Source organism: Microcoleus sp. S13_C3 (assembly GCF_036700905.1).
Taxonomy (GTDB): domain Bacteria; phylum Cyanobacteriota; class Cyanobacteriia; order Cyanobacteriales; family Microcoleaceae; genus Microcoleus.
In genome coordinates, this window is sequence record NZ_JAUBPT010000178.1 from 1 (window position 1) to 15,958 (window position 15,958).

Here is a 15,958-nt window from a genome sequence, read left to right on the forward strand (position 1 = left end):
ATGACTAATGACTAATGACTAATGACTAATGACTAATGACTAATGACTAATGACTACTGACTACTGACTACTGACTAATGACTAATGACTAATGACTATGTTTCGTGCAGTTCATAAGCAGCGACAATCCGCTGCACTAGAGGATGTCGCACCACATCCGCCTGAGAGAATTCGCAGAAAGCAATGCCCTCAACGTTGCGTAGAATGTTTTGGGCGACTGACAATCCCGACTGTTGGTTTGGCGGCAAATCTGTTTGAGTGATATCCCCCGTCACTACCATTCTCGATCGAAAGCCCAGACGAGTCAACACCATTTTCATCTGAGCCGGCGTCGTATTTTGAGCTTCGTCCAAAATTACGAAAGCATTGCTGAGAGTGCGCCCCCGCATATAAGCTAAAGGAGCTACTTCGATCAAGCCTCTTTCCATTAAATCGGCCATTTTTTCAGGGTCGATCATTTCTTGCAGGGCGTCGTAAAGCGGGCGCAAATATGGATCGACTTTTTGCTGCAAATCTCCCGGCAAAAACCCTAATTTTTCGCCAGCTTCCACGGCTGGCCTGGTTAAAATCAGCCGTTCGTACTGCTTGCTCAACAGCGCTTGCACGGCGAAAATAGCTGCTAGAAATGTTTTGCCAGTACCAGCGGGGCCAATGCAAAATGTCAGGTCGTGCGTGCGTACTGCTTGGACGTATTGCCGCTGCTTGAAGGTTTTGGCTCTAATTTCTTCGCCGCGGCGGGTTCTGGCGAGAACGTCTCGCTGCAAGTCTTGTAAATCGCCTTGGCGGTTGCTATCCAAAGCTTGGCGCGCCGTCTGGATTTCAACTCCGGTAATATTTTTGCCGGATTTCCAATAGTCGGAGAGCGATCGCACTAATTTATGACACAATTCTACTTGACTTTTTGTGCCAGAAATCAGCAGTTCTTGCCCTCGCATTACCAGGGTAGCACCGGTTTGCTTAGAGATCATTTTCAGGTTTTCTTCTTGATTACCGGCCAGCGACATTGCACTTTGAGTGCTCGGTAACTCTATTGTTAGTTTTTCATTCATGCCAACATAATCTCCTCCAAATAAGCAATTAAAAGTTAACAACTAAACCTTCCACCAGTCACTATTTGCGAACAAAAAGACGCCCGTTACTAGGCTTTACCTAGTATCTAAGGCGTCTTTTAGATTTAGCTCCCAAATGAGTTTGGTGCTTGAGGCACAAATCAAATCTCCCTTCTATTAAGTCAGGCAATTTTAGATTTTAGATTGGAAATTTTAGATTTGAGATTAACCTGATGCCCCTGACATTTGAAATTTAAAATTTTACAATTGTTTCCGATCGCAAAACCGGCAATTTCAAACTAAACGGGGCTTGTAATACAAAGTCTACAACAGGCAATCTAAAATCTAAAATTCTTTCTTGGCTCTGCAGTTAGTTAATAACCGCAGGGCTGTTTCATTCTCACCAAAAACATGAATTTTGACTCTTGTAGTGCTACCCCTACTCCCCGTGCCTACCCCCGACCTAGAGGATTCGATCAGCAGATGAGACCAAGAGGGCCGGCACGGGGGCACGGCCCCTACCGAGAATGAAACAGCCCTGGTTAATAACCGGGAGTATTTCTGCTCGTTCTAAACGTAGGTGTGTTAGTACGGCGAGGTTGTTCTCTCGGAGTTCTGCTAGCTAAGGGACTCGGCGACGGAGGTGGCGTCCGGGGTCGGAAGTCGCCTCGCGGCTCCCGCGAGCCACGATCCGGGCGATCGCGATCCGGGCGATCGCGATCGCCCCTAGGCGGGCCCGATCCACGATCGCCCGCTTCACCATCGTATATATCTAAGTAGAGGGACTGACCCGCCGTCTGCGCCACCGCTTCGAGCGTAGTTCTAATTGCCTGAATATTGCGTCCACCCCTACCGTAAACCCGGCCTTTGTCCGGATCTTCAAAAGCAAGCCTAACCCAGACCCGCGATTGGCGCGGGTGCAGTTCGCAATCAACCCGCAAAGAGCCTGGGGTCTCTAAAAAAGGCCCAATTAAAAACTTAACCAGTCCAGCATAGTTGGGACTAGCTGACTGTTGCTGTGCTGGATTCAACGTTAGCTCCGGCTCCGACTTGTTCAAATACATGGGCTTTTCTCAGGATGTCACGCACGGTGTCAGTTGGCTGAGCGCCTTCTTGCAGGCGCTTGACAATCGCTGGAACATCCAGCCTGGTTTCGTTATTTCTGGGGTTGTAATAGCCGAGCTCTTCTAGGGGACGGCCGTCGCGGCGAGTAGAACTGTTCATCGCTACAATCCGGTAGCTTGTCTCGCGTTTTTTTCCGTATCTCTTCAATCGCAGTTTGATCATCTTCTTGCACAATAGTCTTGTTCCAATTCTAAGCTATTTTGTCAGTGCTCCTTCCTCGAACCCCAACTCAACCCCTATTTCTTAACCTCCCACCAAAATATCACTACGATTTGCTGCCCCCAAGGCAGGTCTGGCGCCGTCAATGTGCGGTGTAATTGCTACTGGCAAAATCGATGCTGTTCCCCACTGCTGCACCAATTTTTGCAAAAATATATCTTGCTGTGCTCTCAAAGAGTCCCAATCGGTGCCGCGATTAATAATTGCAAACCACACTAAACCCCGATCGCGCGTGGGTATGGCTCCAGCCAAAGCAATCACCGTGTCCAAAGTACCAGTTTTTACCACAGCCGATCGCGGAATGTGTCGATGTTCCACAGTGCCTTTATCGCGCCCGGACACCGGAAACAAGTCAGCAATCGTCAGCCCAGTAGTCTGAAGGTTGCGGGCGATCGCCTGCATCATCCCACAAGCCGCCCTCGGAGACATCCGATTTTCCAATCCCAATCCCGAACCGTTAACTAATTGAAGTTCCTCCTCCGGCACCCCCGCAGCCCAAGTCGCTTGCTGCTGCACTATTTTTGCCCCGCCCAAATCGTCTGCCAGCATCTGAGCCATTTCATTGTCGCTGTGGACGTTCATCTGCTTGAGAATTTCGGCTAAAGGGAGCGATCGGCGCTTCAGCAGCAAACGCCCCGAAGTCACAAATTTCTCAGCAATGACCCTGCCGGCCACCGTTACTTGCGGCTTTCTAGTTCCTGGAGCCATCTTAGAATACATTGCCACCACGTCCGCAGGCCAATTGCTACCCTCAAGAGCTTGCCGCAGTATCTCCCCTGCGACCAAAGGATCGGACTCGTAATTCATGCGGAAATTCCCTGTCACCACCAAATTCCCCGCCACGCGCTCGATACCCATTTGATTGAGAGCATTGCCCACGGCGATCGCCTCCTCCCACACAAACAGCGGATCGCCCCCGCCGCTGACCACCAAATCTCCCTGCAACACCCCATTCCTAATCGGCCCAGTTCCCCGGAACCGCGTTTCAAACTGATAATCAGGGCCCCAAGTCTCCAGCGACGCCAGAGAAGTTGCAATCTTAGTCAGCGAAGCCCCAGGCATCAGCGTCTTCCCCTGCTGACTTACCAGTGGCACCATTCCCGCTTGCACCCAAATTCCCTGATTTCCATCAATCAGGTTTTTGTCTTTCAACTCTTTTAAATATTCCCGTACCGTCGCTTCAGCAGGCAAGTCTGGATTTGCCGCCTTTATTCGCCCAAAAGCCAAATCTTCTGCCACCACTAACCCGGGTATCCCTCCCCGCCAAGCCAGCACTGACGCAGCATTAGGCGCGGCACTGCCTACTCCAGCCATGTCGAGCCACAGAGACATCATCCCTGAGCTAAATAAATCCAGCATTTTTTACTCCTAAAGTCAATCGATATTAGATTTTAGATTTGAGATTAAAGAATTGAAGAAAGCGCTCCCACTGATAAATCCGGGGGCAAGTGATGAGGATGGGGAGCTTTTTTTTCGCTCCACGGATGAATCCGGGGTTTCCGGACTAAAGTGCTTGCGGTCATGTAAACTATTTCATTGATTTTTTCAATTTGCAGTCAAAAATAGTAAAGTAGTGACAAAACAAGTTCTATCAGAGTAGTCGGAAATAAGAATTGTCCGCTCGCCCTAGCGATCGGATTTTAGTTCTTTATTCAGACTTGTGGATTCAAGCTCCTGACCGAAAGACGAGACGCAAGCCCCGGGCTACCGACATGGGGATAAGTCGGTAGCGGTTTCAACCGCCGTGTATAATCAGCACAAGCGAAAAGTGAGTAGGAATAACATAAGAGCGCATTGAAGTACCCTAGTATGGAGCAATCCCAGCAACGGACAGATCCAACTAGATTTGGAATAGTTAAAGGGCAAATAATGGCAGGGTATGGAGCGTTCAAACTTAAACATACGAAGGACTCAGAAAGTATACGCAATCTCAGCTTTAAGCTGTTTGAGTGAGTAGAGGGATACTTGAATGTCCCGTTGTCGCCTTGATTGGTGGGCAAGAATCCCCCGGCTTTAGACGTGGGGAGGTTCAATTCCTGGTAGAATTTTTAGTGTTTCTCAAACATTGGTCAATGGGATCGACACGCGCAAGAATTGCAATAGACGCTATGGGTGGGGATCATGCCCCCGCCGAAGTTGTAGCTGGAGCGCTTAAGGCACAAGAAGAATTAGGCGTAGAGATTTTGCTCGTGGGCGACCCGCAGCAAATAGAAGACTCGCTCCGGCAACAAGACGCGATCGGCCGCGTCTGTACAGGTCAGCTAGAAATCGTTCCTTCTGAAGGAGCGATCGAAATGCACGAAGAACCTTTGAGTGCCCTCAAACGCAAGCCCAACGCTTCGATTAACGTAGCGATGAACTTGGTAAAGCAGCAGCAAGCTGATGCTGTGGTGTCCGCCGGTCACTCCGGCGCGGCAATGGCTGCTGCCCTGCTCAGGTTGGGCCGGCTCCCCGGAATCGATCGCCCTGCGATCGGTGCGGTTTTGCCGACAATGATACCTGGCAGCTCTGTACTCATTCTCGATGTTGGCGCTAACGTGGACTGCCGCCCCAAATTTTTGGAGCAGTTCGCTCTTATGGGAACTATTTACAGCCAGTGCGTGCTGGGCGTCGCCGAACCTAAAATCGGCCTGCTCAACATTGGCGAAGAACCTTCTAAAGGCAACGACGCAGCGGTACGTACCCACCAGTTATTGGTGGACAACCCGAACATTCCTTTTGTGGGCAATGCCGAAGGCCGCGACGTGCTGTCGGGGAAATTCGACGTGATTGTCTGCGACGGGTTTGTCGGCAACGTGTTGTTGAAGTTTGCCGAAGCGGTGGGCGAAGTCGTGGTGCAAGTGCTTAAGGAAGAGTTGGTCAAAGGACTCCAACATCAAATTAACGACCCTATGCTGCAAAAAAGCTTGCAAGGATTCAAGCAGCGGGTAGACCACGTTGAACACGGCGGCGGTTTGCTGTTGGGCGTTGCTGGAGTTTGCATTATCAGCCACGGTTCGTCTCAAGCTGCTTCAATTTTCAATGCCATTCGTTTGGCGAAGGAGGCTGTTGACAACCAAGTGCTGGAGCGAATTCGATCGTCCAACAACCAAAGCGCTCTGGAACAAGAAGCTGTGAATTAGAGGCAGTAAGTAGGAATTAAAAATTAAAAATGTAAAATTAAAAATGTCAGCTTAAACCAACTGTTTTGCTTTAAAACAAGTAATTTCAGCAGTTTAAAAAATAATTTTAATTGGTAGTTTTTAATTTTTAATTTCTAGATGGAACAGCGAGTAAATGGAGAGGAATGTTGCAGCAATCAGGGTTCGGCATTGCCGTCACGGGTAGCGGTTCTTGTACACCGCAGGTTTCGCTGGATAATAACGGTTTGAGTCAGATAGTAGAAACTTCTGATGAGTGGATTGGGGCGCGGACGGGCATTCGAGCGCGCAGGCTGGCGGACGATCGCACTTCTTTGTGCGATTTAGCGTCACAGGCATCGCTTCAGGCGATCGCAATGGCAGGAATTTCGCCGACTGACATTGATTTAATTATTTTGGCGACTTCCAGTCCTGACGATTTGTTTGGCACTGCCAGTAAAATTCAATATCAGTTGGGCGCGACAAAAGCTGTGGCTTTTGATTTGACAGCAGCTTGTTCAGGCTTTGTTTTTGGTTTAGTGACAGCCTCGCAGTTCATTCGGACAGGGGTATATCAAAATGTTTTGCTGATCGGAGCAGATATTTTGTCTCGCTGGGTGAATTGGTCGGATCGGGGTACTTGCATTCTATTTGGAGACGGTGCAGGTGCGGTGGTAGTGCAAGCTTCAGAAGTCGATCGCTTTTTGGGATTTGAAATTCGCAGCGACGGCACGCAAAATTCGTCTCTCAATTTGCCTTACAAAGCCGAGTCAAAAGAATTAATTGAGGGCGTCAACATCGGAGTTGGCGGATTTCATCCCATTACAATGAACGGTCAAGAAATCTATCGGTTTGCCGTAAAAAAAGTGCCGGAAGTCATAGAAAAAGCTATGTTTCGGGCAGATATTAGCGCTGCTGAAATTGACTGGCTGTTGTTGCACCAAGCCAATCAGCGGATTCTCGATGCAGTTGCCCAAAGGCTAAAGATTCCCCCCGAAAAAGTAATCAGCAATTTGGCGAATTACGGCAATACCTCAGCGGCTTCAATTCCCCTTGCCTTAGACGAAGCCGTGCGTCAGGGTAAAGTTAAAGCGGGCGATACTATTGCTGCTGCTGGTTTCGGTGCAGGTTTGACTTGGGGGGCTGCGATTTTTCAATGGGGAAGGTAATACCATTTTCGATTTTCGATTTTCGATTTTCGATTGGGAATTACTGAGGAACTATGGGTTTGGAGCTGGTAAAGCAGTTTCATTCTTTTTGGGAACTGGTATAATGTTTGGCGGCTTTAAACTTTGGCTAATGATTGTGGGGAGTGCGACCGTTGCATAATACAAATCCTTTAACACGCCATACATAGGGCAAGGTTCGCAGCGGTGCACCACCCGGACAGCAGTTATTGACAAGCGCGTGCTGAAATGGAAAATCCTCTATTCTTCGATCGACTTTCCCCGGCTTGCAGCTTGAAAATTTTGTTACGGCTATTAATCAGATTCAAGTAGCAAAAAAAAATAAACCCAACAGTCAACCGTGAACAGTCAACAGTCAACAGTCAAATTAATCAAATTAAAGTAGCAAAAAAAATATAAACCTGGTAAAAAAGGCAATTATATGTTATAATTGTGAGTCGCGAGTAGATAGTTCGTTAACCGAAAGATAGCGGATACCAGCGAGCGAACTTAGAAGCGGGAAAGAAAGAATTTTTGCAATCACCAATTAGCAACCACCAATTAGCAGATTACCGGAAAAATGACTAAAACAGCATGGGTATTTCCCGGACAAGGTTCCCAGGCGATCGGGATGGGTGCAGACTTATTAAACTTGCCAACAGCCAAAGCCAAATTTGAGCTCGCTAAAGAAATTTTAGGTTGGTCTGTCCCGGAAGTTTGCCAAAAAGAAGAAGCAAAACTATCTCGGACTCTCTACACTCAGCCTTGCTTGTTCGTAGTAGAAAGTATTTTGGCCGACTTAGTGCGAGAAAAAAGCGATCGACCAGCGGTAGTTGCCGGTCACAGTTTAGGAGAATATGTTGCCCTCTACGCAGCAGGCGTCTTTGATTTTGAAACCGGATTGCGCTTAGTCAAACGCCGCGCCGAACTCATGGACACTGCCTCCGGCGGGCAAATGGTGGCTTTGATCGGGTTCGACAGGCAGGAACTAGAACTGCAAATTCAATACAGCCGAGACGTAGTGCTGGCAAACGACAACAGCGAAGCACAAGTCGTGATTTCTGGAACGCCCGCAGCAGTAGAAGATTTGTTGGCCAAAATCAAAGTCAAACGCGCCGTTAAATTGAATGTTTCGGGTGCGTTTCACTCTCCGCTGATGGCCGGGGTGGCGGCAGAGTTTCAACTAGCGTTAAAGTCTGCAAGGTTTTCCGATGCTAAAATGCTGGTGCTCTCGAACGCAGAACCGTCAGCCACTACCAGCGCAGCCACTTTAAAGCAGCGGTTGACTCAGCAGATGACCAAAGGCGTGCGTTGGCGAGAAATTTCTCTGCAATTGCCACAACAAGGAATCGATCGCGTGGTGGAAATTGGCCCCGGCAAAGTTCTCACAGGTTTGATCAAACGCACTTGTCCCGATTTAGCGCTGGTAAATGTTAGCAGTTTTGCAGATTTGCCCGCTTAATCTGTTTTTAACCTGTTATTCAACGGCAGGTTATAAAATTGAGAGTTAATTGGCCCGAAGATTGCCCAACAACGAATAGCACAACAGGCCCATCCGAATATTGCCTGTTGTGCTATTTGGGGATATACGATCCAGACATTTAGACAAAATTAATCAAAAATCGAGAAATTGATCGACCTAACCGAAAGCATCCAGGATACCCGCCACGTGATTCATCCGTCCAGAAATAAAAAACCTGTATCCGATAAAGGATCTCCCGAATTTATCCGTGGGGTCAATCCTTCAAATCTAAAATCTAAAATCTAAAATCTAAAATCTAAAATCGATTGACGGGGCGATCGACAACTCCTGATGTAAACTAGGCGTAAAAACCAAGCTTATCTGGTAGTTATGTCAGGAACCTTAGCCTAAAGGCATAAGGCTTGAAAGAGAAATCTAGAAAGCCATCCTGACGGGCCTAAGTCCTTCGCGGACTACGTTTTTTGAGTCACGACACCGGGCGGATGCTTAGCTAGTCCCCTGCTCTGTCGCTGAGAGTTAAACAATCTGGTATGTCACGCTCGATAGTGCTTTGGGCCTAACAAGCTCTTAAAACAAAGGCGCGTGCTAACTTTACTCCGAAAGGAGAACGGGACAACCATATCCCGACGGAGGGGCACCCATACCCCTCCACCCCGGAAGGGGATTCAAATTAATGTAAAGCCGTCCTAAAAGGACGGGGTTTCAAACCCAATTTTCCGATGAAAAAAGTCCTTTACTGGTTGATGGGCGACAAGGCAGGCAGAACCATAGTAGGTGCGTGGAACTGGATGTGGGGACTGCCCGTGGAATCCGGCGGCCAGGTGTCGGTGGCGGTAGCCGAAGAGTCACTGCGATCGATGCAAGAATCAGTGCAAAAGCTAGCAGTAGCAGTCTCCACCCAAGTTGCAGCCTACCAGCGCGCCAAAACTAAATATGAAGAAAAAGTTAGGGAAATGCAAACCGTAGAGCGCCAAGCCATCACAGCCCAGCGCAACGGCAACGAAGAAGCAGCCCGCTTGGCAATGGCGAAGGTAATTCAGACAGAACAAATCCTGCCGCAGTTAGAAGCCCAAGTAAAACAAGCCGAACAGTTCGTGAACTCTTCCAAAGACAAGCTAAATCGAGAACGGATGAAGCTGGAAGCCTACAAAACCGATATGCAAAATATGAAAGATATGGCCGAGATTAACGAAGCCCTCCGAGCCATATCCCAAGTCAACAACGACCTCAGTATCGATTCAGCTCGATCGCAATTTGAGCAAGCCAAAAACGCCGTCCACGGCCGCCACCTCAAACAGCAAGCTTTAGCAGAACTCTCTGAGAATCCCCAAGAAAGACTTCAGGCAGAATTAGACAATATGACCTTAGACGATGAAGTTAATCGCAGGCTACAAATGTTAGACGACTCCAACAACAAAGAACTTCCAAACTAAGGAGAGTTTATGGCTAAGAGTGGGCCTCCCCCCATAGTTTTTATTCTGTTATTTCTGTTGCTCGCCGGTGGCGGTTGGTTCTTTTTTCTCAACAAACCAGCATCGCAAGATGTTAGTAACAATCCCCCCACTCCCACACCTGCAGGCGATGGCGTCCCACTTCCCGTCGCACCCGTAGTTGGCGGCGCTTCGCCTGTTGCAGCTAGTTCCTTTGCGCTTCCAGCTTCTGTTCCTGCGGGTACGGCGGTGAGAATTGACGGTTCCACCAGCATGGTGACAATCAATCAGAACCTCAAGAACGGCTTTCAAGGCAAATTTTCCGGCACGAGAGTCGATACCAAAGCGAACGGTTCTGAAAAAGGAATTCAGGATTTGGCGGCGGGAACAGCCGATATTGCAGCGGTATCGCGACCTTTGACGGCTCAAGAACAAGGTCAGGGTTTGGCTGCTGTGCCCGTTGCCCTAGATACGATCGCCCTTGTAGTCGGCATTAACAACCCCTTCAAAGCAGGTTTAACCTCCGCTCAAGTTCAAGATATCTTCAAGGGAAATGTTCAAGACTGGTCGAAAGTCGGCGGCCCGGCAGGCCAGATTAAAGTGATAAATCGACCGGCAGTTAGCGGCACTCACCAAACGTTTAAAGAACAAGTGCTCGGAGGTGGCAAGTTTGGCACGACGGCAAATATTACCACGCTCGATCGAGATGCTACAACTCCCCTGCTGCAAGCTTTAGGCAACAACGGCATTGGCTATGCGACTTTCGCTCAAGTAGCCAATCAGAGAACGGTGCGCGTTGTTCCCGTTAACGGTGCGACGCCGGATGCGGGTAACTATCCTTACAAACGCCAGTTGTACTACGCCTACAAAAATCCTCCTAGCCAAGCAGTTAAGGATTTCTTAGGCTACGCGACTTCTTCAGAAGGACAGAAAGCCATGCTGGCCGGAAATTGAGCCTTTGCAAAGAATTCGCCAGAATTTATTCTGGCGCTACACAAGCTGGCAAAGCGGTTTCAACCGCCGAATCATCTAACAGCACGACACGCATAAACACGGATACACTGATGATAGTCAACTTAGCCAATTAGCTAAACAGTCCGATCGCTGGGCCTATCCGTGTATCGGTGTCAAAATCCGTGTAGTGCTACTTTTTTGATTGCTGAACTGATAGGCTAATATTCGATGTAATTTAAAATTTAAGGTTTTTCTGTGAGCAAAAGTCGCGAACCAGTCGAAAGTTTACTTCTCTACTATTTATTCAAATGGTCAATTGTCAGCCCGATGCTGCACCTATACTTTCGGGGCCGCATCTACGGTGCAGAAAATGTTCCGACAGAAGGGCCACTGGTGGTAGTCAGCAATCACGCCAGCGATTTTGACCCGCCGATTTTGTCGAATTGCATGAGGAGGCCGGTCGCATTTATGGCAAAGGAAGAGTTATTTAAAGTTCCTATTTTGAAGCAGGCAATTACGCTTTACGGTGCTTATCCTGTGAAGCGGGAAAGTGCCGATCGCAGTGCAATTCGATCGGCTATCAACTCTTTGGAAAATGGCTGGGCGACGGGTGTATTTTTGCAGGGAACTCGCACCCCAGACGGCAGAATTACTGAACCGAAATTAGGTGCTGCGCTGATAGCTGCTAAGGCAAAAGCGCCGCTTTTACCTGTTAGTTTGTGGGGGACTCACGCGATTTCGTCGAAAGGTTCGGGAATCCCGCGTCCGGTGCCGCTGACGGTGCGAATTGGCAAGCTAATTGAAGCGCCCGGTTCCTCGGATCGCGAGGAGTTGCAAGCGTTGACTCAAAGATGTGCGATCGAGATTAATGCGATGCACGATTTGGGGCGCTGATTTTATAACTGTTGTTGCTGTTTTTCAGGTTATATCTACAGATAGATGAATGCTGAAGATAAAAACCGAAAAATATCAATATAAGTGATTGAAAACAAGCACAATAATTAGGCTTGAATTTGAGTTTAATTTGACAGGGGATAAGAAGAAAGATATGCTAACAAGCCATCAAACCCGCGCGTTGGGATTGTTTTCTAACCGCGAAGATGCCGAGCAAGCTCTGGCAGAATTGAAATCTTCCGGGTTTCCAATGGATAAAGTTTCGGTTGTTGCTAGGGATGCAGGCGAGTCTGTAGGCGAGACTCAAACGATCGCTCAAGTGGGCGAGAAAAATCTAGACACAGGAGCAGGAGTGGTAGGAGAAACTCTGACAAATGCTTCTTTAGCCACCTTGCTAGTGGGTCTAGGAAGTTTAGCTATTCCCGGAATCGGGCCGATCATTGCAGCGGGGACTTTCGGCGCCTCACTGGTGGCTACCGTAGCAAGCACAGGCGTCGCGGCTGCGACTTTCGGTGGAGTGGTGAAGGCCTTGACTGACTTGGGAATTCCCGAAGAAACAGCTAGAATTTACACGGATCGCCTGCGGGCCGGCGATTATTTGGTGGTAGTAGATGGCGCTGAGGATGATATTAGTCGGGCTCAAGGGATTTTCAGCAGTCGGGGCATCCAAAATTGGGGCGTATTTTAAACAGGAATTGTGCACCAAGTCTATGCCTAGGGCGATGCACACCTCACCATTGGTGAGAACAATTAGCTCAAATTTAGTACCCGACTTTTGTTTGAAAATTAGCGCATCGATCCCCCCTAACTTAAACAGGGGGGAACCGGAAACGTTCTTTCGTCTGCCGGGAAGGGCATTGAGATTCGGCTAATATCAAATCCGTTAGCATCGGAATAGTAAATCCGAGTTCACTGTTCACTGTTCACTGTTCACTGTTCACTGTTCACGGCGTCAACAGTCAACCGTCAACCGTCCACCGTCAACATCATGTATGAGTGTAACCGGAAATGATATAAAACCCCGATCGAGACGGGGTTTTAGTCTTAAGTTGACACCAATTCATTGCCCACCCGAACCCTACAAGTAAATTATTGATTTTTATCGCTCATTTTTTGATGCTGAGGCGGTGACATAAGCGACAGCTAAAGGCGAAATTTTTTCTGTAACTGCTGCGATAACTTGGCGATCGAAGTCAGTCCAAACTCTGGGGCGATCGAACATACAAGGCTGCAAAACCCCCCACAATAAGCCGTCAGCACAAAGGTGAGCGTGAATCAAAGCTCGATGTCCGAACTCTTTGGCCTCAAAATTTTTGTTGACTACTTCAGGATTTGCTGTTTCAACATCCTCAACAAAAATCGACGGTTCAGTTCGCAAAGCTGCTGCAAACAAAGGGTCTTCTTCCCCTAAAGATTCTGGTTCTTTTTTCCATTCTGCGTCCCAAACCTCTGGAATGTTCGAGTTGCGACGCCAGCAGTAAGGTGCTCTGCCGGTTTGGGTTTCAGGATTGCGGAGGTAGAGAAAAACCCGATCGCAATTTAACACCTCGCCTAAAGCCGGCACCAAAGCCGAAAAAACAGCATCCGGCGTTTTGCTGTCACTCAAAATTTGCTCTAGAACTTGCGGCAGAATTTGCTCGGTCATTAACTTTGGCTCTTGAAGTTCATATACTGATTTTAAACTACTCGTTCTCTTCTCTTACCAGAAAGAATTGGTTTAAAGCCACAACCATAAGTGGGAGAACTTAAAAGAAGACTATTCATTACTCCAATCCTCTTCCTTCCAGGTAGATGTCGCCCCGCGTGCGGTCAACTGTCAACTGTCAACTGTCAACTGTCAACTGAAGCATTTATCATCAGCGTCTTCGCGGTTCGTTAAATCGCTAGAGGAGAGAAGTTTTAAAAGCAGAGGGAATGGGAAAAATTTTAAAACTTGCTCAATGCTTTCCTTTGTTTATTGAATTCTGGCTTGGCTGAAGTTAGCACCTGTATAACCGGTTGTCAGCCAAAGAATAGCCCTAGCGCCGTCGCGAACAGCTTTTTCCACCGGTTCGGGGGTTCGCCCAGACGGAACTGCCACAGGCTTAAAGCTAATGCCTCGACTGCCGAGCACGATTTCGCCGATAATCTGAGCTCGCCGCATATGATCGTCAGAAGTGATTAGATACACGCTCTCAATCCCTTGAGCTTTCAATTCATCTACCAGGGTGGTAAAATTTGTTACCGTATCTACGGCTCTGTAGTCTAAGTGCAGGCGATCGGACTCAATTCCCGCTTCTGAAAACACCCATTGCGCGAACTCGGGATTGCTGCCAGACGACACCCAAATCGGCAATTCAGGATAATCCCGAGCAAATTTGGCGGCAAACACCTCTCGCTCCGTAGCCCCACCTAGAACTAACAAAGCTTGCGGTCTCTGAAATTCGCTCTTAACCTGCTGATAGCCAAACCAACACGCCATCAAAAGCCCTACTAGGAACCAAAAACTGCGTGAAGTATTCAAAGGCTGGTAACGCCGCGTGTTTGAATTGATTCTTAACCACATCTAAACCTATAAAAATTTTATGTAACTCACAAAGGAACCATAGCAAAAAATACCGCACGTATAGCCCACTAACAGGAATTAAAAATTAAAAATTAAAAAAGGGTCGGGGGCTCATAGGATTTTAGATTTTAGATTTTAGATTTTAGATTTTAGATTGACTCTACGCTTATGTTGGGGGCTTAAACGGGGGATTTTAGATTTTAGATTTCAGATGGACTCTAGAGAGAGATTCTGCGTAAGTCCTCGTCTTCCAGCAAGTATTCGTCTGTTGGCGAATTCGTTAGCGGATATGCAAAAAAGAGGGGCAAAACTTAGGCTTACCCCTCCTGTTTTTAATTTTTCTTGGTTTTTAACGGGACTGGCCGGGTTCGAACCGGCGGCCTAGCGCTTCAGATTTGTGTGAGTTTCCCCACTCTCTGGACTATACCTTCACCATATGCTTGCAGCTTTTAGGTGGTGACCGTCTAGTCTCTAAACCTTCCTGATTTCAATATAGGCGATCGTTTAATCGCCCTGAACTCAGGCTTGGCTTGGTATTGCCTTAGAGTCATAGGAATCCACGAACTCTTTAGGTTTCACCAAATTTGACCACATTCACTCCCAGAGTTTCCTCGCAGGGTGCCCGATTCTTCAGGAGGCGCTTGCTCTATCCATCTGAGCCACAGCCCCAGTTGCTAAACCGTTTTGATTATAGCAGTTAATGTCGATTGTAAACTACCCGACACTCATGCTTTTTTGCATAGAGTGCGGGCTTTCAGTAGCCCTCAAGACAACTTCCTGCAAAGAGCAGGACATGATCTCGGAACCTCCGGGCAGGTTTACGAGCTGCCCCAAAGTAGCAATATTTCTTGCTCCATTCACATCGGCATCGCCAATCCATCCGCATCGCTCATTCAGGCACTCAAACCGCTTACCTTGGCGATTGCCAATCACCTTGCAACAGTGACAAGTTTTCGAGGTATAGCGCGGATCAACCAGTCTTACATCAACGCCAAATTTCACGCCTTTATAGGTCAGGAATTGGCGCAACTGGTAGAACGCCCAACTATTGCTGCGTCTCCGTTCTGTTTTAGACCGTGGCAGTTCATTGGTACGCTCTCTGATTCCGGTCAAGTCTTCCAGGGTAATAGCCTGATTTGATGTCTTGGCTTGCTGGATCAGTCGATAGCTGATGGTATGGTTCAGCCATGTCTGGAATCTCCGTTCTCGTCCACTCAACCGTTGCAAAATCTGTCTCGCCCTTCTACGAGCCGACCTTGTGCCTTTGGACGCTTTACGCTGTAACGAAGCCCGTACACGGCTATATCTGTCTCTGGCTTGTGTTACCTGTTTGCCACTGAATTTCTCTCCAGCAGATGTACAAGCAATGTCTGTGCGTCCCAAATCAACACCCAAGACACCATCACTCTTTTGTTTCTCTGGTGGCTCAGACTCAAGCTGAATGTTCAGATAAAAGCTACCATCGTTGCGCTTTACCAAAGTTGCCGTTTTGGGGTCTTGTCCTTGCAGCAAGTGTTTTTGGTAATTACCAATGTGCAGCTTAAACTTTTCTCTGCCCTTCAGCATGGTCAAGCTGACCAACCAATCCGATTCGCCTCTATGTGAAAGTTCTCGCGTCGTAAGTGGCAGAAGTGGGGGCAAACTTCTTAACGGGCTTAACCTTTTGCTTTGCCGTTTTGCGATTAGCGCAAACTCTACGAATTGCGTGAATCGTCATTTGAGCAGACAGCCCAGAATGCGATCGCGCTTCCTTGTAAATCAAGGACTGAACAGCAATCTGATTCGTCAGCTTGTCGGGTGTATGGGTGTTGACGTACTCACAGCATTTTGCAAAGGCAGTCAGTACCGCATTCAGCTTTTCAACCTGCTGCTGCGATACTTCCAATTTGCAAGAGACTTTGACATCCACCCCGGCCGTACCGCGGGATTCCATCTATTCAAGCCAGTCAAAAATTGACAATTGCTTAAATTCTG

Annotated in this window: 15 protein-coding genes; 7 read left to right on the top strand and 8 right to left on the bottom strand. The window is 48.0% G+C overall.

The genetic code is table 11. The features are described from left to right. Positions 1-95: 95 nt before the first annotated feature. From QUA16_RS31215 to QUA16_RS31230, 4 genes are all read right to left on the bottom strand, one after another. Positions 96-1,049 carry a PhoH family protein gene (locus QUA16_RS31215; RefSeq protein WP_333057402.1) on the bottom strand — a complete coding sequence of 318 codons (954 nt, stop codon included), beginning with the start codon at positions 1,047-1,049 and terminating at the stop codon, positions 96-98. A gap of 542 nt (positions 1,050-1,591) precedes the next feature. After that, a complete protein-coding gene (locus QUA16_RS31220) occupies positions 1,592-2,080 on the bottom strand; it encodes a KH domain-containing protein (protein WP_333085049.1) in 489 nt (162 codons plus the stop codon). Further along, positions 2,052-2,336 (bottom strand): 30S ribosomal protein S16, encoded by a 285-nt coding sequence (rpsP, locus tag QUA16_RS31225; protein ID WP_006633724.1) that lies wholly within the window; start codon positions 2,334-2,336, stop codon positions 2,052-2,054. Before rpsP ends, QUA16_RS31220 begins: the two co-directional genes overlap by 29 nt. Positions 2,337-2,417: 81 nt before the next feature. Continuing rightward, positions 2,418-3,752 carry a D-alanyl-D-alanine carboxypeptidase gene (locus QUA16_RS31230; protein WP_333108171.1) on the bottom strand — a complete coding sequence of 445 codons (1,335 nt, stop codon included), beginning with the start codon at positions 3,750-3,752 and terminating at the stop codon, positions 2,418-2,420. 713 nt (positions 3,753-4,465) lie between these two features. Here QUA16_RS31230 and plsX point away from each other — a divergent pair. The 7 genes from plsX (at position 4,466) to QUA16_RS31265 (ending at position 12,127) form a co-directional block, all read left to right on the top strand. Beyond that, positions 4,466-5,515: a phosphate acyltransferase PlsX gene (gene plsX, locus QUA16_RS31235; protein ID WP_333108170.1), complete on the top strand. Its 1,050-nt coding sequence runs from the start codon at positions 4,466-4,468 to the stop codon at positions 5,513-5,515. 164 nt (positions 5,516-5,679) lie between these two features. Then, positions 5,680-6,681 carry a beta-ketoacyl-ACP synthase III gene (locus QUA16_RS31240; protein ID WP_333108169.1) on the top strand — a complete coding sequence of 334 codons (1,002 nt, stop codon included), beginning with the start codon at positions 5,680-5,682 and terminating at the stop codon, positions 6,679-6,681. A gap of 577 nt (positions 6,682-7,258) precedes the next feature. Further along, positions 7,259-8,140, top strand: coding sequence for an ACP S-malonyltransferase (gene fabD / locus QUA16_RS31245; RefSeq protein WP_333108168.1), 882 nt, complete (start codon positions 7,259-7,261; stop codon positions 8,138-8,140). A 740-nt stretch (positions 8,141-8,880) separates the two neighbouring features. Next, positions 8,881-9,594: a PspA/IM30 family protein gene (locus QUA16_RS31250; protein WP_333108167.1), complete on the top strand. Its 714-nt coding sequence runs from the start codon at positions 8,881-8,883 to the stop codon at positions 9,592-9,594. Between the two features lie 9 nt (positions 9,595-9,603). Beyond that, the gene (locus QUA16_RS31255; protein ID WP_333108165.1) at positions 9,604-10,545 is read left to right on the top strand and encodes a phosphate ABC transporter substrate-binding protein; all 942 of its coding nucleotides are present in this window, start codon (positions 9,604-9,606) and stop codon (positions 10,543-10,545) included. Positions 10,546-10,800: 255 nt separating this feature from the next. Further along, on the top strand, positions 10,801-11,439 hold the full coding sequence (locus QUA16_RS31260) for a lysophospholipid acyltransferase family protein (protein WP_333108164.1): 639 nt from the start codon (positions 10,801-10,803) through the stop codon (positions 11,437-11,439). Positions 11,440-11,593: 154 nt separating this feature from the next. After that, positions 11,594-12,127: a hypothetical protein gene (locus QUA16_RS31265; protein WP_333108162.1), complete on the top strand. Its 534-nt coding sequence runs from the start codon at positions 11,594-11,596 to the stop codon at positions 12,125-12,127. A gap of 411 nt (positions 12,128-12,538) precedes the next feature. Here the strand turns inward: QUA16_RS31265 and QUA16_RS31270 are convergent, their stop codons facing one another. The 4 genes from QUA16_RS31270 to QUA16_RS31285 all read right to left on the bottom strand — a co-directional run bounded on the left by QUA16_RS31270 (position 12,539) and on the right by QUA16_RS31285 (position 15,917). Further along, a complete protein-coding gene (locus QUA16_RS31270; protein ID WP_333108160.1) occupies positions 12,539-13,084 on the bottom strand; it encodes a GAF domain-containing protein in 546 nt (181 codons plus the stop codon). 309 nt (positions 13,085-13,393) lie between these two features. Then, a complete protein-coding gene (locus tag QUA16_RS31275; RefSeq protein ID WP_333108158.1) occupies positions 13,394-13,984 on the bottom strand; it encodes a YdcF family protein in 591 nt (196 codons plus the stop codon). A gap of 714 nt (positions 13,985-14,698) precedes the next feature. Next, positions 14,699-15,550 carry a transposase gene (locus QUA16_RS31280; protein ID WP_333108157.1) on the bottom strand — a complete coding sequence of 284 codons (852 nt, stop codon included), beginning with the start codon at positions 15,548-15,550 and terminating at the stop codon, positions 14,699-14,701. A 31-nt stretch (positions 15,551-15,581) separates the two neighbouring features. Beyond that, positions 15,582-15,917 (bottom strand): hypothetical protein, encoded by a 336-nt coding sequence (locus QUA16_RS31285; RefSeq protein ID WP_333108156.1) that lies wholly within the window; start codon positions 15,915-15,917, stop codon positions 15,582-15,584. Between the last annotated feature and the right edge of the window lie 41 nt (positions 15,918-15,958).